Genomic DNA, 19,995 nt, shown 5'->3' on the forward strand with positions numbered 1-19,995 from the left:
GCGGCAAAACGGTAGCGGTCAGAACCGGAGTTCGAAGCGCGCACCGCCCGTGTCGCTCTCTGTGGTGACGACCTCCCAGCCGTGCCGGTCGGCGATCGTCTCGACGATCGATAGGCCCAGCCCGGTGCCGTCACTCGCCGTCGTATAGCCCGCTTCGAACACCTGCCCGGGATCGTCGCTCGGTAGTCCCGGGCCGTCGTCCGCGACGAATATCCCGCCGTCCCCCGCGTCGTCGAGAGAGCCGACGGAGATACGGACGCCGGGAGTGCTGTGGTCGACGGCGTTGTCGACGAGGTTCGTCAGGAGTCGTCGGACGTCGGTCCGATCGATCACGACCTCAGGAAGCGAACCGACGCTGAGCGTCGCGTCGACGGATTCGTGGCGCTCCCAGATCCGCTCGACGAGCGCTTCGAGGTCGACCGGTTCCGGATCGGGTTCCATCTCGCCGTGTCGCGCGAACCGGCTCAGGTCGTCGACCAGCGCCCCGATCTGTCCGTGGGCTCGCTCGATCGAATCCAACCGATCGGCGTCCAGCCCCTCCTCGCGGAGCAACGCCAGGTTCGAATCGGCCACCTGCAGCGGTGATCGGAGATCGTGGACGACCTGTGCGAGGAACTCTTCGAGACGCTCGGAGTGCCGTTCGAGGGATTCTTCGTAGTGTTTCCGATCGCTGATGTCGAGCGTGATCCCGATGAGGCCGGCGATCTCGCCGTCGTCGTCGCGCCAGGGAACTTTCGAGGTCAGCGCCCACTCGTCGTAGCGCTGTTTGTCGGTGACCGGCTCCTGTTCGTACTGCTCGTAGATCTTATCGAAGCTATGGGTCTCGGCCTTGCCCTCGTTCGTGTGTTCTTCCTTGTGGATGATCGGCTCCCCGTCCCTGATGACCCGCATGTCGTCCTCGTAGGTATCGGCCGCGTGCTCCTCCGGATAGAGTTCCCTGTCGGTCTTGCCGAGCAACTGTTCGGGCTCGTCGATGTGGGCGTGGCTCACACGGAGGTGCCGGGCCTCCTCGTCCTTGACGTAGAGGTGATGCGGGATGCGTTCGAAGAGCGTATCGAGCAGGCTGCTCTCGTAGGCGAGGCGCTCTTCGGTGCGGGCGTGTTCGACGGCGTTCTCGATACGGTTACACAGCATCTCGATCGTCTCGCTGTCGCCGGTTTTCTGGACGTAGTCGGTGACACCGGCCGAGATCGCTTCGCTGGCGACGGCTTCGCTTCCCTTTCCGGTAAAGAGGATAAACGGGAGGTCGGGGAACCGCTTGCGGACGGCTTCGAGGAGCTCTAGTCCGTTCATCTCCGGCATATCGTAGTCCGAGACCACGCAGTCGACGGTCTCGGTCTCCACGTGGGAGAGGACCGCGGTGGGGTCGTCGAGGGAGGTCACACGGAGCTGCCCGGACTCGCGTTCGATCATCGCCGCTGTCACGTCGAGGAACGCCCGGTCGTCGTCGACGTGGAGGACGGACACTTCGCCCCGGCGTTCCGAGGGCGGCCATTCCGGTCGCATTACGGGTGATTCGACGCCGCCGGATAAAACATCACTGGCAGCCAGGCGGTCGAATCTCCTGCCGCGGGGCCACGTGAGGCCAGCAGCCACTCCACGTGAGTCCGCCAAGGGCACGCGTTAAGTAAATCCAGACCTAACCCGTCGTCAATGTCTGAAGCGACCGATCTGGAGGACCTTCGCCGCGGTACCGACCTCGTGAAACGCGGCTTCGCGAAGATGCAGAAAGGGGGCGTCATCATGGACGTCGTCGACCGCCAGCAGGCCCGCATCGCCGAGGATGTCGGTGCGGTCGCGGTGATGAACCTCGAAGCGGTCCCGGCCGACATCCGCAAGCGCGGCGGCGTCGCCCGGATGGCCGACCCGGCTTCGCTGGAGTCGATCATCGACGAGGTGTCGATCCCCGTGATGGGCAAGGCCCGTATCGGTCACACGAAGGAGGCCCAGATCCTCGAAGCGGCCGGCGCCGACATGGTCGACGAGAGCGAGGTGCTCACGCCCGCCGACGACCGCTACCACATCGACAAACGGGAGTTCACTGCACCGTTCGTCTGTGGGGCTCGGAACCTCCAGGAGGCGCTGCGTCGCATCGACGAGGGCGCGGCGATGATCCGGACGAAAGGTGAGGCCGGCACCGGCGACGTGAACCAGGCCGTCCACCACCAGCGCAACATCAAGGGTTCGATCCGCAAACTCGAAGGGATGAGCCACGAGGAACGCGAGAAGTGGGCTCGCGAACACGAGGCACCGGCCGATCTGGTCCACGAGACCGCCGAGATGGGACGACTCCCGGTCGTCAACTTCGCTGCTGGCGGTATCGCGACGCCGGCCGACGCCGCCCTGATGATGCACCACGGCTGTGACGGCATCTTCGTCGGCTCGGGCATCTTCGGCGCGGAGGACCCCGAGGCGATGGGGACCGCGATCGTCGAGGCCGTCAACAACTGGGACGACCCCGAGACACTGAAAACGATCGCGACCAACGTCGGCAAGGGGATGTCCGGCGACGCCAACGCCGACCTGCCCGAAGACGAGAAGATGCAGGGACGCGGCGTCTGATCGTAACGACAACACACAAAAACGAGCGCCTGTTCTACGGAGGTATGCAAGGTTCCGGGGTGGTCCAGGGAGCGCTGGACTTCCTCGAACAGCTCTCGGCGGTGTACGGGCGGACAGCCATCACCTTCGGTGTCCTCCTCTCGGCGTTCGTCCTCGTGGTTATCGTGTTCCCTGTGGCCGTTCGGGCCGCCAGACACGTCCTCTTCTCGCAATACCTCACTGACCACTTCGACGGCGCCTACGGGATCGTCGAGCGGTTGGCACCGACCTCTTCCTCGGGTATCCTTCTGCGGACGGTCCAGTTGACCGTCGTCGCAGTGGCGGTCGTCGCGACGCTCATCCTCTGGGAGGTCATCGATCCCAGCGGGCGCCTGAGCCAGATTGCCACGAGCGACCTGTCCAAGGTCGGGATCACGGTCGTTCTGGCGGCGATCGGCTTCGCGGCCTCGGACCAACTGAAGCGGCTCGTCGACCGCCTCGGTGACGGCTCCGACCGGATCACCGATCACCAGGAAGAGATCGTCCTCCGGGTCGGACAGGTCGTGATTCTGTTGACCGTACTCTCCGGTGCGTTGACCCTCTGGGGTGAGAACCTCAGCGGCCTCCTCGTCGGAGCCGGGTTCCTGGGGATCGTCGTCGGCCTGGCGGCCCGCCAGACGCTGGGGTCGCTGATCGCCGGGTTCGTCCTCATGTTCTCCCGGCCGTTCACGATCGGGGACTGGGTGGAACTGGGTGAAGAGGAGGGGATCGTCACTGACATCACGATCTTCAACACCCGGCTGGAGAACTTCGACGGGGAGTTCGTCGTCATCCCGAACGACCAGGTCGCCGACCGTGCGATCACCAACCGCAGCCAGAAAGGACGGCTCCGACTGACTCTCGATGTCGGCGTCGACTACGACACCGACATCGAGCGCGCTCGCGAAGTCGCACACGACGCCATCGCGAGCGTCGAGGGTGTCGTCGACTCCCCCTCGCCACAGATCGTCCCGAAGTCCTTCGGTGATTCGGCGATCGTCCTAGAGCTGCGGTTCTGGATCGACCACCCGACGCCGCCCCGGAAGTGGCGCGCGGTCTCGCAGGTGGTCACAGCGGTCAAGGCCGCTTTCGACGAGGCCGGGATCGTCGTCCCGTTCCCCCAGCGGCGTTTCTCGGTCCGGAACGACGGCGAGGACGCACCGCCCGAGGAACTGGCCTCACTCGCCGAGCGGACGGAGACCGACGACTAGGCCCACAGTTCCTCGACGACGAGGCCGAACCCGAGAATCCAGCTTCCCGCTAGCACACCCAGCACTCCGATCCTGAACAGCCGGGCGGCCCCGTTTGCGGCTGGCGGGTCCGTCACCGCCGTTGTCGCCGTCGATAGCGCCGCCGTCATCGTGGCCCCGGATACGAGTCCGAGAAACGCGCCGGCCGCGAGCGGGATGGCGACGAGTAAGAGTCCCGTCCCGACGCGTGTGGCGACCTCACCGACCGGGCGTCTGTGCCGGTTCGGCTCCGGACGCCACTGTGACATGTGATATCGTAGCACGCTATCGTTCTTAAAACCGGCGTCGACTTCGTCCGGGGATCTGTATCATGGCTCGCGTTCGATCCGGCTGCAGTCCCGCGATTTCCCGCCAAGCTCGGGGAAATCTCCGGTCGAAACTACTATCCCGGGCCACGCGTAGGGAGTGATATGAGCACTCCGCCGGGGGAGTATTACACTGACGAACGCTGGCAGAACTGGATCGACCGTATCGACGACGAAGACGTGGACCCCGAGAACGAAGACTCGGCACGCCTGCTGTTGAACTTGCAGGACGACACAGCGATCGCGGTCGTCAAGATCCTCGCCGACTACGACGACGGGACACTCGACGAGGAGACCGCGCTGGAGGAACTACGCGGTGTCCGCGAGATCGTCCTCGAAGAAGTCGCACTCGACGACGAGGAGACGGTCATGCTGATCGATGGCGTCCAGACCTCGCTGGTCTGCGTGTTCTACGCCGCCGAGGAGTACGTGGCGGAGGGCGTCGCCGACGAGGGGACGGTCGCCGACTACATCGCGGCCGCCGCCGACGCGGAAGCCGAGGAGGACCTCGACGCCGCGCTGGGCTACTGTGTCCAGGCCGGGACCCGCATCATCGACGGCGACGAACTGGCCATGGAAGTCGCGGAAGACCTCGACTACGGCCTGGTTTCGGAATGGGTCAACGGCCTCGACAGCCTCCAGACCGCGATGGAAGACCCCGAGGTCGTCGAGGAAGAGGACGAAGCGAGCTGATACTGGGGCGGACAGGTTTTTATCTGCCTACGGAAAAAGATCTACATGGAGTTCCTGGGCGAGGAGCGCGCACAGTCGGTGCAGGTCGGTGCTGTCCTGTTGTTCGGCATCCTCATTATCGCGTTTTCGACCTACCAGGCGTTCGTCGTCCCGGACCAGAACCGCGAAGTGGAGTTCAACCACAACCAGGAGGTCCAGCAACAGCTCCAGGATCTCCGGAACTCGATCGTCTCCGTCCCTGGAACGTCCAGTACCGAGGCGGTGAGCGTTCAGCTCGGGACGCGCTATCCCAGCCGGCTGCTGGCGCTGAACCCGGGACCGTCGTCGGGAACGTTGCGGACCGACGGCACCGAGACGGACGACATCAACGTCACGATCGACAACGCTTCCGCAAGCGGCGAAACCGGCGACTACTGGACCGGGACGCAGCCACGGCGGTACAACACCGGCACAGTCGTCTATTCGCCCAACTACAATCTCTACGACGCACCCGACACTTTCTACGAGAACTCGGTCGCGTTCAATCAGTTCCGGACCGGCAACATCACCCTCTCGGAGCAGACCGTCGTCAACGGCCGCTCGATCTCGCTGGTCGCGCTCAACGGCACTCTCAGTCGGAGTTCCAGCGGCTCGACGACGGTCGACGTGCGCCCGGTGAGCCACTCCGAGCGCACTATCACTGTCACCAACGACTCGGCGACGACGAACGTCTCGGTCTCGTTTCTGACCCGAATCCCCGAGTCCACGTGGGAGACGGAACTGCTGGCTGAGGAGATCGACTCCACACCAGGCAGTGGTGACGACGACCGATACGTTGCCGATGTCAGTTCGACGGATGGCCCGGGCCCGTACAGGCAGCTGACGATCACCTTCGAACGCGGCGTGGACTACCAGCTCCAACTGGCGAAAGCCGGCGTCGGTGTCGGAGCCACGGACACCTCGGCCGCGTACATGACCAATATCAGCGGCAACGGTGCCCAGGTCACCCGTGGGGAGAGTACGGAACTCGTTCTGGAGGTACGGGACAGCTACAACAACCCCGTCCGGGGGACCGCGGTATCGGCGTCGGTCCGGGGCACGAACAACGGCGTTATCGAACCGGTCCAGCCGGTCTCGGACAGCGACGGGCGCGTCCGCTTTCGCTATCAGTCGTTCCCCGCCAACGACACGGGAACCCACCGGATCAACGTCAGCTACGTCGGACTGGATGATACCTTCGACGCGGAGACCCCTGAAAACGTCTCGATGAGCGTCGAGGTCAAGTCCGGAAACTCGAACCCGTCGAACCCGAGCCCAGTCACAGGAGATTATGCCCTCATCACCGCAGTCCAGCCCAATCCCGACACGCTGCCCGACGACCAGGGTGAGATCATCCGGCTTGACATCTCGAATACGGATACGTCGGGCTGGCGGCTTCGAAACGACAATGGCGTCACCTTGGCGACGCTGAACAACATTGACGAGACGGTGTACTTCGCACGCAATCCCGGAGAAGTTGAGGATCTTTGGGGACTCTCCGATGTGCAAAACTTCAACAGTGACCTCGCTAACGGAGGAGACAATATCACGCTCGAAGACGACACCAACACAGTTGTCGACTACTTCGCATACGAGGGCAGGACCTTCTCCGATGGAACCTCGTTCAACTTCCAGAACGGGAGTGGCACTGACGATACCGAACGCCAGGTCGCAGTCCGGAAGAAGGTCGACGGAGACTGGGTGGATTCGAACAGTGCAAGCGACTGGTCCGAACAGCACGACTGTGCCTTCTTCGACTGTTTCGACCGGCTGGAGATCAACGATGTAACCGACGCAAGCAAGAGCAACCCGAAAGCGGAGTACGACTTCGATTACTTCGCGGCTCATCCATCAGCGAACGATGAGTTCGGCGAGGTCGAAGTTACTCTTATCGGCGAGAGCAAGACGAGCACGTTCGACCAACCCCGACAGGACGATATCACTCTCTCCGGAAAAGGCGGCTCTGGCGGTGAGCAGTTTACTATCCGGGTCCGAATCTACACGGATTCGGGGTACGAACTCGAATGTCTGGAACTGACCGACACCGCAGACGGTTCCGGATCGTTCACTAAGTCGGATATGACGCGCTGCCTACCCTGATTCCCCGTCCCACACCCACGACAGCGCGAGCGGCTCTTCCCACCCGTCGGCCCGGTGGACGAACGGTCGCCGCGCGACGCCGGCCACGAGGAGATGGGGTCCAACCCGGCGGAACGCGCCGCTCCAGAGTTCGCTTTGATAGGGGTAATAGAACGGTGTCCAGGGCTCGCTGTCGGCCCCGCCCAGACGGACCGTCACGCCGCCGGCACGGGAGATTCCGGACCGGCTCAGGATCGTTTCGCGGGCGACCTGGGCGGCCTCGGCACTGGTGTAGCGCTGGACGAACAGCGGCTGGGAGGGGAGGTCGCTGCTGTAGTAGCCCGCCGCGGGTCGGGTCCACTCGTTGACGACGACGTAACACCGATCGATCCGGTCCGAATCGACTGATAGCGGTTTCGTGACTTCCTGGAGCCGGACAGAGTCGTTTGCGACTGCAGCGCCGTCGATCGTCGACACCGGCTGGGCTCGGTAGAGCTCCTGGACCCGGGTCTCGGCGATATCGTCGCTGTAGACGACCGCTCGGTGGGTGGTATCACGGAACCCGGCCCGGCGATAGTCGATCTCGAACAGCGGGATCTGCTCGGGGGAGTCGGCGACGAACGTCTCCGCCAGCGCCGACCGGATCGGATCACGCGAGAGCGTCGAGTCGACGAACCGCTCGCTCGCGACGGCCTCGTAGTGTCGGTACAGGCGCACCAGTCCGGCGACGACCATCACTGCGTCGCCGCGCTCGTTGAACCGCTCGATGCTGTCGAGCGTGCTGCGGCCGAACCGTCGTTCTCGTTCGGCCCCGCGGAAATACTCGCCCAGTTCGCGCTCGTAGGTGTCGGCAAACGCCGTCGTCACCGACCGGAGCGCCTGGATCGCGTCGCCGTCCAGCGGCGTCGCCCCGGCGGTTGCTGGCTGCGGTCGGCGCCAGTCGATCGGGACGTACCGCCAGAGCCGCTCGTCCTCGCTCCACCAGACGTCGTAGGGCCAGCCGATATCGATACGCGGGCTTCGGATCTCCCTGTCGAGGCGCGCGACGTCACGTTCGGTCAGCGGCACCGACTCCCCCTGCTCCCGGACGGCGTCCAGCACGTCGGCCGCGGCCTCACGGTAGGCCGATATCGCCGCCGGGTACTCCTCGGCGAACCACGACAGTCCGTCCATGATCCGGTCAGTGCGGGTCGCCAGCCGTGTCGCCGGGTCTTCCTCGTCGGTCTCCGTCTCCTGGGCCGCTGCCTGGCCCGTTCCGACGGCTGCCGCGCTCGTGAGGCCGGCCAGCGAACGCAACACGGACCGTCTCGTCGGGGCCATCTATGGACACTCCTCGCTCATGTGGTGCTGTTCGTCCATCTGTCCTGGGGAACCGAATAGCTTTCCGCCATCGCTATCGCTCCCGGAGGTAGATGACGACGCCGGCACCCACTACCAGGAGCACGACCACGCCGCCGACGAGCCACGGGAGCGCCCCGCCGCCACCGCTGTCGGTCGGGATCGGCGTGAGCGTGTTCGGTTCGGGGGACGGCTCCGGTGTCGGTGTCGGGCTCGGGGTGGGTGTGGGCGTCGCCGTCGGAGAGGGTGTGGGTGCCGGCGTCGACGCCGCCTCGAACGTGATCGTCGCCTGCTGGCTCGTGTCCTGACTGCTGGCGACGACGTCGACGTCACCCTCACCCTCGATGGTACGATTCAAACGCTCTGATTCGCCAGGCTGGAGGTCGAACACGCCACGGATCACCGTATCACCGTCGACGGTTATCGATAGATCGGCCGTGCCGGCAACCCGTCCGGTGTTCGTGACCGTTGCGGTGACGTTCGCGCTCCCGTTCGGGCCGACGCTCCGGGGCGCGTCGAGTTCCGTCTCGAAGAACGGCTGACGGACCGTGTCGACGTCTTTGAACACCCCATCGGCGGTTACCAGGCGGTCGTTGTCGTGCGAAAACCGGACGGTGGCGTTCTCCCCGACTGTCCGCCCGCTCAGATCGAACTGTGCCCTGAAGGTCCCGTCCTCGCGAACGACGATCTCGTCTTCCGCGTAGAAGCTCGGGTCCTCGTCCGGGAGTGTATCCGAGGGTGGCGTCAGCCGGACGACGACGGTCGCGTTCGATCCCGGCGCGAGGTTCGTCCGCCCGGTGATGTTGGCGGTCGTCGACGGGGTGAGTTCAACCGTTCCATCGTCGGACGCATCGAAGGTGACGTTTGGTTCTTCGAAGGTGATTCGCTCGTTTCGCGTGACGTTGGTGGTGAACTCGCTAGCGTAGTAGGGGTAGGCGGGCTCGTCGATATCCCCGTTTGCCCCGCCCTGGGGGCCACTCGGTGTCGCAAACAGGAACCGGTCGTCACGCGCCTCGTAGGTAAACTCGGCATCGAAGCTATCCCCGTCGTCGATCACGTCCTTGAACCGGTCCGAGCCGCTATCGACGATCAGCGAGAGGCTCCCACTGTCGTCCTCTGCGACCTGCTGGTCCAGACGGAGATAGGCATCAGCGGTGCCCGGCTGCTGTAACGGGAACTTCTCTGACGGCGCGTTGACCCGCTCGGGTCCCTCGAATCGGAAGGTTATCCCCTCGCCCTCCCAGTCGGTCCCCTCGTGGTCGACGGCGAGCCCGTAGAGGACGTTTGTCCGGTACCCCTCTTCGAGTCCTTCGTTGATGTCGTTGTTGTTCTGGGCGTAGTCGACTGTCGCCAGCGCGCCGGACAGTCCCGTGGTCTCGTACCGGATGACGACTCTGTCGTCGATGGCGACGGTGTCTCGCTCGGTCAGTGGCGTCCCGCTCCCGATCGGTTCGTTTGCAGCGTCACTGGGAGCGACGTGTACTTGCGAGTCGCTTAGCGTCGGCTGGACGAGATCCAGTTCGGCGACGCCGACGGCGTTCTCGACAACCGGCTCGCCGTCCTCGATCAGGAAGCGCCCGCGCTGGTCGAGTACCAGCTCGTAGCTCGTCGGCTGGAGGGGACGCGGGAGCTGTGTCGTCGGGGTGTTCCCGTTGACCTCCTGGATGTACTCCGTGAAATTGACCTCGGCGGAGTCGTTGATCGTCTCGCCGGCGTAGAACTGCGCGTCCGAGACATCCGTGACCGCGCCGGACTGGACCGCCTCGTGGTGGATGTAGCTCTCGACGGTGTCCTCCTCGGAGAAGTACACTACGTCCGTGTCCCCGGGGCTGATGCCCTCCAGCGAGGAGTGGTCGCTCCCCATCAATCGGGTGTTCGCGTAGAACGTGACTTCGCCGTCGTCGTCGTCGTCTTCGAGGTAGAGCACGTCGACGAACGCGTCGTTCCGGTCGCGGAGTTGGACCCAAGCCGTGTCGGCTGCGTCGAGTTCCACGGTAACGGAGACGATTTCACCGGCGGCACGGGTGTAGAGGTCACGATCGAACTCGGCGTCCGAGCCGCCGATATCGATCGTGGCCGTGTCTTCCGCGGTGGTGTCGCTGACGAGCACGTCGAACTCGTACGCCCCGTCATCGGGGAGTTCCGACCGGGCGTCGAGGTTCGAGAAGTTCGCGACGATCTCCTCCCGGTTCTGGAAGTCGATGGAGTTCCGCAGGTTCAGCGTGATGTAGCCGTCCTCGCGGAGGTCGGTCACGTCGTCACCGCTGTCGCGGTCGTAGCCGAGCCTGTCCAATGGCAGGTGCTCCTGGTCGGTAACTTCGGTGACGCTGCTGCCCGGATGAACGAACAGCGCCCGGAGCTGTTCGTAGCTGAAGTCGTCGGCACGGATCGTGACGTTGTAACTGCCGGCGACCCGGTTGCTGTCGGTGACCTCCAAAGAGACCGCGTCGCTGGTGGTCGAGACACTGTCGCGCTCCCAGTCGACGGCGAACTCCTGTGGTTCCAGCGTGAAGTTGACCGCCGTGTCTGTGACCCGGTTGACCGTGTTGAGCGCGAACGTCCGCCTCCCGCCGATGTCGATCGAGTCGGTTTCGAGCTGAATCTCACCGTCTCGGACCTGTAGCGCCTGCACTGTCCGGTTGACCGTGTCGTCCTCCGGGTCGACCTCCATGAGATAGACGGTCTCACCGTTCCCGGCCTGGAACTCGTTGGGCCGGTTCTGCGTGACATCGATGCGATAGTCCTGACCCAGATAGTTGGGGCCGTCGGTCAGCGTCGCCGTGGTGCCCGAAACCAGCGTCGCTGACACGGGACCGGACGCTGTCGCCGCGACGACCAGCGCGGCAACGACCACCAGTGTCAGTCCCACCGCACGGACCCGGGGTGTTGTCCCTGTCATCGGGGCTCCCACACGGGGCGATATCGGCTCGGTTCGGGACAGAACGCGACTGGTTCTCGCACGTTTGATGCCAGTTGGGTGGTCTTCATATATTACTTTGGCTCTCTGCAGGAGGGGTCTGCCGTCCGAAGGCGCCCATACCCATCTCAGTTGACAGTCTCCCGGACTCGGCAGTCGCGTGTCGGTCCACCGGCTGTCGTTCCGACCGCTCGAAAGCTGTGGCCATCCACAACTATCTTATTCCGTGTTCGTCGAGTACAGATAATGAGGGGGCGCGCACAGTCGGAAGTCGTCGGTGTCGCCCTGCTGACAGCCGTCATCATCCTGGTGGTGGGCAGTGTGGGGCTCGTCATCCTGGACGGCCAGGACCGGTCCGACAGCGTCCTCGTGGACGTCGGCGCCGAGTTCGACGGCGGGGCTCTCGTTCTGAGCCACCGGGGCGGCGACTCGGTCGCGGCCGCCGACGTTGCTGTCGTCCTCGACAACGGGACACGCGCCAGGTACTCACTGACCGTGTTTACGCCGGTTGCGAGCACAGACGCGACGTTCGATCCGAGCGAGCAGTGGGTACACCCTTACAGCTCGCCCGGCGACCGCGTTGAGCTGCTCGTCGTCCACACCGCCTCGAACACCGTCTTACTGGACGAGGTCGTCCAGCTCCCGGCGGCGACGGCAACACCCACAGCGACCGCCACGCCGACTGCGACAGCAACTCCGACCCCGACCGCAACGCCAACACCCACGGCGACTCCGACGCCCACTGCGACACCAACCCCGACGCCGACTCCGACGGCGACGCCAACCCCGACTCCAACACCAGGCCCGACGCCGGAACCGAACTCGCCTCCGACGGCGGCGTTCAGCTACGACCCGTCCGGGCCAACGACTGGCGAATCGGTTACCTTCGATGCGGGTAGCTCGGCCGATGACGACGGGACGATCGACTCGTACGAGTGGGACTTCGACGGAGACGGCAGTTACGATCGGACGACGACCGATCCCACGACCACCACGAGTTACTCGACCGAAGGAACCCGGTCTGTCACCCTCCGTGTCACCGACGACGATAGTGCGGCGAACACGACGACCCGCTCTGTGGTCGTGGACGATCCCCCGACCATCGAGACGTTTGCGGTGACCGATCAGAGTTGGTCTTTCTTCATATTCTCTCAGGCAAGGTACGACATCGAATGGAGCGTCTCCGATACGAACCTCCAGTCGACGACGGTCTACGTCAACCAGAGCGGTGCTAGTACCAATCCACAAGAGAGCTATACGACTGACTCTCCCCAGACGTATACTGAATTCTACGGCTATTCACAGGAGTACACGTTTACCATCGTCGCCGTCGACGATGCCGGGAATCGGCGGTGCCGACGGATCACCGATACCGCTGACGGCTCGCCGGACAGCCCGATCACGTCGAGTACGTCGTGTAACTGACGCTAGTTACGACAATTGTCGATAAGGCAGTCGACAGTAACTTACGTTCCGGTACCGACCCCCCGAGTATGACAGCCGTCGGTATCGACGCCATCGAGATCTGGACGGGGAAGCTCAAACTCGACCTCGCGGAGACGTTCGCGCCCGCGCAGGGCGACGACCCCGGGAAGTATACGAAGGGGCTGGGGCTCCACGCGTCGTCGTTCCCGGATGTCTACGAGGACATCGTGACGATGGGGGCCAACGCGGCCTACCGGCTGATGGACCGGAAAGGACTCGAACCCGACGACATCGGTCGGATCGACGTCGCAACGGAGAGTTCCTTCGACAACTCAAAGCCCGTCTCGACGTACATCGCGGGGTGTCTCGAACAGGTGTTCGACGACGACTTCCACCACGCCAACAAGGGCGAACGGAAGTTCGCCTGTATCTCCGGGACACAGAGCGTCGACGACGCGTACAACTGGATTCGTGCCGGTCGGAACCGGGATCGGGCAGCCATCGTCATCGCGACTGACACTGCCCTCTATGCCCGCGACGACCCAGGCGAGGCGACGCAGGGTGCTGGCGCGGTTGCGATGCTCATCGACGAGGAGCCGGCCATCGTCGAACTCTCGACGGAACAGGGCTACGGGAGCGCCGACGAGACGGACTTCCTCAAACCCAACCAGCAGTTCCCGTCCGTCGACGGCAAGCGCTCGGTGAAGGTCTATCTGGCACGGATGCGCGAGGCACTGGACGACTTCGCGACGGTTTCGGGATCGATCCACCCCGACGACTATCACATGATCCCGTTTCACACGCCGTTCCCGGGGATGGTCCGGAAAGCCGCAGCCCTCGGCTACCGACACATCGTCCGCGGGACAGATGTCGAGGACGTACTCGCCGAGGAGATCGGTCACCAACCCGTCCGGGAGACGTTTGACTCCGAGGAGGCGTTCAACGACGCCATCCGGGAGTATACCGACGCACTCACCGAGACAGAACGGTACCGGGACTGGTACAACCAGGCCATCGAGCCGACACTCGAAATCTCCCGGCACGTCGGGAACTGGTACACCGGCTCCGTGCATCTCGCCCGTGCGTCCGGACTGAAAGTAGCCATGGAACAGGATATCGACCTCGCCGGCGAGAAACTGCTGGTGGCGTCGTACGGCTCCGGTGCACAGGCCGAGGTCCACGCCGAGACGATCGTTCCGGGGTGGGAAGACGAGATCGCGGCCCTGGACATCGACGACCAGATCCAGCGCCGCTATGACCTCTCCTTCGAGGAGTACGAAGAGATCCACGATGTCCACAACCACGCGATGGACGCACACGTTGAGGAAGACGCGGAGGAGTTGACCCCACCCGAAGCGGAGTTCGCCTTCGACGGCTGGGGTCGCATGGGCGAACGAAAGTACCGCTACGTCGAGTAATCGGCACGCCTCTTCTCGGAGAGTACCCGAAGCGACGCATTGGCCGACAGTTTCGCCGACTCCGGTCCGGAGCCGTCCGATACAGCTTGTGACAGTTCTCTAGTAGTAACCGAAGCCGTTTTGTCCGCAACCGTGGCACAACTGTGCATGACACGTTGGTCGTACGGACCACAGCCGACCGCGGCTCTCGCGGGTGCCGTCGTCGGCGTCTGCGGGGCGTTATTTCTCCTCAAGCCGAGGTTTGTGGCGCCCCCGGACGGCGGCCCGACAGTTCCGGGGGTCCCGAGTGGGTCTGTCGGCCTGGGAGAGGTCCCCCTCGCCGCCATCTACGTTGGGGCGATCCTCGGGACCGTGCTGACGGGGTTTCTACTCGTCGTCGTCGTCACCAAGGGGATCACGCTGTTTTTTACCCGTGGTGGCCCGCTCGTCAGGGCGTATCGGTTCGTCGTCCCGAACTCGCCGTTGGTCAAGATGGCCACGGGAATCATGCTGTTGATGGGCGTGATGTTGCTCGGGGTCGCGATGTTGCCTGGCGCTATCGGCGATCTCGGTGAGAGTGGCGCGGTCAGCGGCGCCGACGATATCGCCGGCGACCCGAACGCCGGCGTGTTCGCCGGGGACGTGGTCGCGACGCGCCCGACGGCACCGGCCACGAACGACACCGACGGCGATGGAATCCCGGACGCCTGGGAACGAGCCGGTGAGACGCCCTCTGGGGCGGCGTTACCGGGGGCCGATCCACAGCGGAAGGACCTCTACGTCGTCGTCGGCCACGGCAAGGAGTCCCCGCCGCTCAGCGACTCGGAGCGACAGCAACTCCGGTCTATCTGGGACCGGATGCCTGTCTCGAACCCTGACGGATCGACCGGGATCAGGCTCCATCTCACGAGAGAACAGGGTCCGGTTTCCGGAGCCACTGTCGACGTCAACGGCACCGAGTATCGGGGACTGTACAGTCCTGACCGGTTGGGGCCACGCCGGTGTACGTACCGCTACGTGGCGCTGGGGAGCGTCTCCAGTGATCGGACCGCGGTCCGGGTCGACGCCCCCGGCTACGCTGGCGTCGTTGACGGACAGCCCCGGTCGGAGTACACCGGCTCGGCGTCGTTCCGGGTGGCTGCGACGACCCATGCGCTGTTGCATATGGTCGCCGGGGAGCTGTCGGGGGGCTACCACACTTCCGACGGCTGGCTGACCACCGGCTCCCCGACCGAACAGCTCTCACGGACCACTGCGGACCATCTGAACGCGACCGGGTTCCGGACCTCGTCGGCCTACGCCGGCTGTTAGGGGATCGTCCGGAGTCCGGCGAGCAGATCGTCCAGGTCGGTGTCAGTGACCGCGAGCGAGAAATCGTCGATGCGGGCCAGGTCGGCCGCGTGCTCCCAGACATCGTCCTCGTTGATCCCGTGGAGGACGACGGCGTTGGGCGTCGGTGAGACGACGCGGAGTGCGACCAGCGGTGATTCACCGCGGGTCACGCCGGTGAACACGAGCGCCCGGTTCGTCGACTGGCCGTACAGCTGGTAGAACTCGTCCGAGGAGAGCCGTCTGATCGCTTCGATCGAGTTGATGACGGTGTGGCCCGAGACCGTGTCGGTGCTCCCTCGGGCTAGCTCGACGGCGTCGGTCGCCTCGTAGACGCTCTCGACGCCGACGTTTGCGGTGTACTCCCGGAGATCGTGGACCACGTCGCTGTCGAACCCCGCCGAGATCACCCGGGCGTGCTGGCGGATGTGCTCGCCGCCGCGGGCCTCGTCGATGTCGAGCAGCCCGCTCACGAGCCGCCGGAGGACGCCGATCCCCGGGTTGTCGCGGCGCCCGCTCTCGTAGTCGGAGATCACCGACGGCGAGACGTCGAGGTGGTCGGCGAGTTCCGTCTGTGCGATGTCGAAGTCGGTCCGCCACTTGCGGAGCGTCGCACCCGGCTCGCCACTCAGTGCCACCTCGCCGGCAATCTTCTCCGCGAGATCGGCTCGGGCTCCGCCTGTCATTAGTCCACAAGCTGGACAGACGCGAACAAAAGGGTACCGGAACACGCCCCTCCGCAATCCCTAAACGCCAGTCGGGCCAACCACGACCCAATGGATTGGACGGAGAAACACCGACCGAGCACGCTCTCGGAGGTCCGGGGCAACGACAAGGCCCGGGACGCTTTCGAGGAGTGGGCTCGAACCTGGGACGACCACCGCGAGGCGGTCATCCTCCACGGCTCGCCCGGCGTGGGCAAGACCTCCGCTGCCCACGCCCTGGCGGCGGACATGGGCTGGCCGACCATCGAACTCAACGCCAGCGACTCCCGCACCAAAGACGTCATCGAGCGCGTCGCCGGCGAGGCCGCCAAGTCCGGCACGCTGACCGGCGGTGGCGGGGGTCGTCGGCTCGTCATCATGGACGAGGCCGACAACATCCACGGCAACGCCGACCGCGGGGGCGCTCGCGCGATCACCTCCCTGGTCAAGGAAGCCAGCCAGCCGATGGTGTTGATCGCAAACGAGTTCTACGAGATGTCCAAGGGCCTGCGCAACAACTGTCAGGAGATCGAGTTCCGGGACATCTCGCCGCGGTCGATCGTCCCCGTCCTCCGGGACATCTGTCGCCGGGAGGACATCGACTACGAGGACGAGGCCCTGGAGACGATCGCCGAGAAGAACAGCGGCGACCTCCGTGGCGCGGTCAAGGACCTCCAGGCGATCGCCGAGACGACCGACCGGCTCACGGCCGACGACGTGGTCACCGGCGACCGGGATACGACGGAGGGGATCTTCGACTACCTGGACGTGGTTATCAAGGAGGCCGACGCCGAGACGGCACTGAAAACCAGCTACGACGTCGACGAGACGCCCGACGACCTCATCAACTGGATCGAGGACAACATGCCCAAAGACTACGAGGGGGCCGAACTCGCTCGGGCCTACGGTGCGCTCTCGAACGCCGACCGGTGGCTCGGCCGGGTCCGAGCGACACAGAACTACTCGTTCTGGAAATACGCCACCGACAACATGACGGCCGGGGTCGCGGCCGCCCGTGACGGGACCAAAGGCGGCTGGACCCGCTATGGCCCGCCGAGCTACTGGTCGAAACTGGGCCGGTCGAAAGGGACCAGACAGACCCGCGACGACATCGCCCAACAGATCGCCGCCATCGACGGCGTCTCGATGCGGACCGCCCGCCGGGAGATCATGCCGTTCCTCGCGTCGATGACCCACCACTGCAAGAACCGCGAGTTGACCGTCGCGATGGCCGCGACCTACGAGATGGAGGCCGAGCACGTCTCCTTTATCACCGGGTCGGGCAAGGACACGAACAAGGTCCAGTCGATCGTCGAGGACGCACAACAGCGACAGGCCGAGGCCGCAGTCGAACACTCGGGCGGTGCCTTCGAGGGCGCGACGGCCAGTGGTGGGGCCGGCGCCGACGCCACCGACACGGAAACCGACGACGAGGCCGAATCGACCGATCAGCAGGTGACACTCGGTGAGGGTGGGGACGACGAAGAGTCGGCCACGGGCGAGGAGCCGGACACGCCCGACAGCGACGAGGCCGACGAGGACGACAAGCAGTCCGGCCTCTCGGATTTCATGTGATTACCGGCCGCGGCCGCCGATCCCCGGCAGCGCGGTCCGTTCCTCGACGCGGTTCATCAGCATCGACGCAGAGACGACCAAGGCGAGATAGAACAGCGCGGCGAGCACGAACAGCTCCGTGTACCGGAACGTGGCGTTGGCGATCTCCTCGGTCCGGAAGAACAGCTCCCGGACGGTGATAAACGCCGCCAGCGAGGAGTACTTGATGAGGTAGACGAGTTCGTTGGACCATCCCGGGATTGCGTATCGGAGCCCCTGCGGAAGAACGACGTACCGGATGCCCTCGACCTTCGAGAGGCCGATCGCGCGGGCCGCGGTCAACTGCCCGGTGTCGACTGATTCGAGCGCCGACCGGATGTACTCGGCCTGGTAGGCGGCGCTGTTGAGCGTGAACCCGAGGATGGCGACGATCACGGCCGACCCGGGGACGAAGCCCTGGCCGACGCCGGGTAGCACGCGGACGACGCCGGTCAGGCTGGTCCCGAAGTAGAGGACGAACAGCTGTGCTAGCAGCGGCGTCCCGCGGATGAGTTCGGTGTAGGACAGCGAGAGCCAGCGCAACCCCCGCCCGCCGTAGACGCGTGCGACTGAGAGGGGGACCGCCAGCACGAACCCGAACGCGATCCCGGCCACGGTCAGGATGATCGTCAGCCACGCGCCCCGTGCCAGCGACGGCAGCGACGGGATGGCACCGGCAGCGAACCCGAACGCGCCGGCCAGCAGGTCGAACGGGAGCCCGAACAGCCCGAAGTCGCTGGCCAGCCCGCGCAACCCCTCTGCGGTCGCGGTGAACGGCCTGGCGGGGACGAACGGCTGGTCCTGCGGGACGGCCAGTGAATCGGGGAGCAGATAGTCGTTCGTCCACCGGAGCAGGAGCCAGCCCCAGAAGACGGCGACCGCAGCCAGTGCCCACGGTCTGTCCACGTCGACCGTCGTGCGAACCTCCTCGACGGCCGACTGTTCTGCCCCCATGGTTACTCGTGGCCCTGGAGGCCGGTCAGGAACGCCTCCGTCCGTTCGTGTTCCGGCCGCTCGAACAGTTGCTCGGGGCTGCCCGACTCGACGATGTGCCCGTCGTCGAGGAAGACGATGTTGTCGGCCGCCGAACGGGCAAAGCCCATCTCGTGGCTCACGACCAACATCGTCATCCCGTCCTCGGCGAGATCACGCATCACGTCGACTACTTCGCCGATCAGTTCGGGGTCGAGCGCGCTCGTGGGCTCGTCGAACAGCATCAGTTTCGGTTCCATCGCCAGCGCGCGGGCGATCCCTACACGCTGTTGCTGGCCCCCGGAGAGTTCCGCGGGATAGGAGTCGGCCTGTTCGGCCAGGCCGACGCGAGCGAGGTGTTCGGCCCCACGCTCGCGGGCCGCCTCGGCCGACATCCCCCGGACCCGCTTGAGGCCGAGCGTGATGTTCTCTAAGGCGGTGAGGTGGGCGAAGAGGTTGAACCCCTGGAACACCATCCCGACCTCCTGGCGGAGCGCGTTCACGTCGGTGTCGGTGCCGGAGACCAGCGTGTCGTCCAGCCAGATCTCGCCGTCGTCGATCTCGGTGAGGCGGTTGATACAGCGCAGCATCGTCGACTTCCCGCTGCCGCTTGGCCCCATCAGGACGTCGACGTCCCCGCGTTCCATCCGGAAACTGACTCCGTTCAGTACCTCCTCGTCACCGTAGGACTTGTCGACGTCCTCGACTCGTAACAGACTCATGCGTTCTCACCGGTCGGAATCGCGTAGTAGTCGCTCAGACGGTCCAGCGCCCGGTTCGTGCCGAAGGTCAACACGAAGTAGATCGCGCTGATGACCAGGAAAACCTCCAGGACAGCCGTCGAGCGGCCCGATTGCGTGAACAGGTCGTACCCCCGGGTCAACAGCTCTGCCAGCCCGATGGCGAAGGCGATGGAGGTGTCTTTCAGGACGATCGTGAACTCGTTCTGGAACCCGGGCATACTGCGCCGCAGCGCCTGTGGTACCACGACGTGGCGGATCGCCTCTATGCGGCTCATCCCGATCGAGCGGGCGGCTTCCATCTGTCCCTCGTCGACGCTCTGGAGTGCCCCGCGGAAGATCTGTGACTGATAGGCCGCGCTCCGCAGTCCCAGTCCCACTGTCGCGGTGATAAACGCCGACTGCGAGATCGAGACGACAAAAAAGAGGACGAGCATGATGACGACGATCGGTGTCCCTCTGAGGATGACACCGGCTGTCCCGACCACTCGCTTGGAGAGCGGGTTCCCGTACACCTCGATCGCCCCGGCCGGGAAGCCGACGAGAAACCCCAACAGCAGGCTCGCCAGCGTCAGGCCGACGGTGACGGCTGCCCCGGCCAGCAGGTAATCGAGGTTCCCGAAGACGAACGCCCAGTCGGTCGCCTGGAGCATCC

16 protein-coding genes are annotated in these 19,995 nt (G+C 64.9%); 8 read left to right on the forward strand and 8 right to left on the reverse strand.

The window, feature by feature from the left end; genetic code table 11:
* Window positions 1–18: 18 nt before the first annotated feature.
* Window positions 19–1,506 (reverse strand): hybrid sensor histidine kinase/response regulator, encoded by a 1,488-nt coding sequence (locus VJ109_RS14470; RefSeq protein WP_324757675.1) that lies wholly within the window; start codon window positions 1,504–1,506, stop codon window positions 19–21.
* Window positions 1,507–1,653: 147 nt separating this feature from the next.
* Between VJ109_RS14470 and pdxS the strand changes: the two genes are divergently transcribed.
* Together pdxS and VJ109_RS14480 are read left to right on the forward strand one after the other, a co-directional pair.
* Window positions 1,654–2,562: a pyridoxal 5'-phosphate synthase lyase subunit PdxS gene (gene pdxS, locus VJ109_RS14475; protein ID WP_324757676.1), complete on the forward strand. Its 909-nt coding sequence runs from the start codon at window positions 1,654–1,656 to the stop codon at window positions 2,560–2,562.
* Window positions 2,563–2,606: 44 nt separating this feature from the next.
* Window positions 2,607–3,791: a mechanosensitive ion channel family protein gene (locus tag VJ109_RS14480; RefSeq protein WP_324757677.1), complete on the forward strand. Its 1,185-nt coding sequence runs from the start codon at window positions 2,607–2,609 to the stop codon at window positions 3,789–3,791.
* On the opposite strand, the gene VJ109_RS14485 is transcribed toward VJ109_RS14480, so the two are convergent.
* A complete protein-coding gene (locus VJ109_RS14485; RefSeq protein WP_324757679.1) occupies window positions 3,788–4,078 on the reverse strand; it encodes a hypothetical protein in 291 nt (96 codons plus the stop codon). The genes VJ109_RS14480 and VJ109_RS14485 overlap by 4 nt on opposite strands.
* 162 nt (window positions 4,079–4,240) lie before the next feature.
* Between VJ109_RS14485 and VJ109_RS14490 the strand changes: the two genes are divergently transcribed.
* Both VJ109_RS14490 and VJ109_RS14495 read left to right on the forward strand, forming a co-directional pair.
* Entirely contained in the window at window positions 4,241–4,828 is a 588-nt protein-coding gene (locus VJ109_RS14490) for a DUF2150 family protein (RefSeq protein ID WP_324757680.1), read from the forward strand.
* 45 nt (window positions 4,829–4,873) lie between these two features.
* Window positions 4,874–6,946 (forward strand): Ig-like domain-containing protein, encoded by a 2,073-nt coding sequence (locus VJ109_RS14495; RefSeq protein ID WP_324757681.1) that lies wholly within the window; start codon window positions 4,874–4,876, stop codon window positions 6,944–6,946.
* On the opposite strand, the gene VJ109_RS14500 is transcribed toward VJ109_RS14495, so the two are convergent.
* Window positions 6,938–8,245: a hypothetical protein gene (locus VJ109_RS14500; protein ID WP_324757682.1), complete on the reverse strand. Its 1,308-nt coding sequence runs from the start codon at window positions 8,243–8,245 to the stop codon at window positions 6,938–6,940. The two genes, VJ109_RS14495 and VJ109_RS14500, sit on opposite strands and share 9 nt — an antisense overlap.
* A 73-nt stretch (window positions 8,246–8,318) precedes the next feature.
* Entirely contained in the window at window positions 8,319–11,162 is a 2,844-nt protein-coding gene (locus tag VJ109_RS14505; RefSeq protein ID WP_324757683.1) for a BGTF surface domain-containing protein, read from the reverse strand.
* A 264-nt stretch (window positions 11,163–11,426) separates the two neighbouring features.
* On the opposite strand from VJ109_RS14505, the gene VJ109_RS14510 reads away from it, so the two are divergent.
* The 3 genes from VJ109_RS14510 (at window position 11,427) to VJ109_RS14520 (ending at window position 15,313) form a co-directional block, all read left to right on the forward strand.
* On the forward strand, window positions 11,427–12,605 hold the full coding sequence (locus VJ109_RS14510; protein ID WP_324757685.1) for a PKD domain-containing protein: 1,179 nt from the start codon (window positions 11,427–11,429) through the stop codon (window positions 12,603–12,605).
* Window positions 12,606–12,673: 68 nt separating this feature from the next.
* Window positions 12,674–14,023 (forward strand): hydroxymethylglutaryl-CoA synthase, encoded by a 1,350-nt coding sequence (gene hmgB, locus VJ109_RS14515; protein ID WP_324757686.1) that lies wholly within the window; start codon window positions 12,674–12,676, stop codon window positions 14,021–14,023.
* Window positions 14,024–14,170: 147 nt separating this feature from the next.
* Window positions 14,171–15,313 carry a hypothetical protein gene (locus tag VJ109_RS14520; RefSeq protein ID WP_324757687.1) on the forward strand — a complete coding sequence of 381 codons (1,143 nt, stop codon included), beginning with the start codon at window positions 14,171–14,173 and terminating at the stop codon, window positions 15,311–15,313.
* On the opposite strand, the gene VJ109_RS14525 is transcribed toward VJ109_RS14520, so the two are convergent.
* Complete coding sequence (locus VJ109_RS14525; protein WP_324757688.1) at window positions 15,310–16,017, reverse strand: helix-turn-helix domain-containing protein; 708 nt, start codon at window positions 16,015–16,017, stop codon at window positions 15,310–15,312. The two genes, VJ109_RS14520 and VJ109_RS14525, sit on opposite strands and share 4 nt — an antisense overlap.
* Before the next feature lie 90 nt (window positions 16,018–16,107).
* Between VJ109_RS14525 and VJ109_RS14530 the strand changes: the two genes are divergently transcribed.
* Entirely contained in the window at window positions 16,108–17,610 is a 1,503-nt protein-coding gene (locus VJ109_RS14530) for a replication factor C large subunit (protein ID WP_324757689.1), read from the forward strand.
* Here the strand turns inward: VJ109_RS14530 and VJ109_RS14535 are convergent, their stop codons facing one another.
* The 3 genes from VJ109_RS14535 to VJ109_RS14545 are packed head-to-tail and all read right to left on the reverse strand — an operon-like array spanning window position 17,611 to window position 19,993.
* Window positions 17,611–18,582 carry an amino acid ABC transporter permease gene (locus VJ109_RS14535; RefSeq protein WP_324757691.1) on the reverse strand — a complete coding sequence of 324 codons (972 nt, stop codon included), beginning with the start codon at window positions 18,580–18,582 and terminating at the stop codon, window positions 17,611–17,613. It lies immediately after the preceding gene.
* A 2-nt stretch (window positions 18,583–18,584) separates the two neighbouring features.
* Window positions 18,585–19,322 carry an amino acid ABC transporter ATP-binding protein gene (locus VJ109_RS14540; protein WP_324757692.1) on the reverse strand — a complete coding sequence of 246 codons (738 nt, stop codon included), beginning with the start codon at window positions 19,320–19,322 and terminating at the stop codon, window positions 18,585–18,587.
* Window positions 19,319–19,993, reverse strand: a complete 675-nt coding sequence (locus tag VJ109_RS14545; protein WP_324757693.1) for an amino acid ABC transporter permease — start codon at window positions 19,991–19,993, stop codon at window positions 19,319–19,321. Before VJ109_RS14545 ends, VJ109_RS14540 begins: the two co-directional genes overlap by 4 nt.
* Between the last annotated feature and the right edge of the window lie 2 nt (window positions 19,994–19,995).

It is taken from the genome of Haloarcula montana (assembly GCF_035666295.1).
GTDB lineage: Archaea > Halobacteriota > Halobacteria > Halobacteriales > Haloarculaceae > Haloarcula > Haloarcula montana.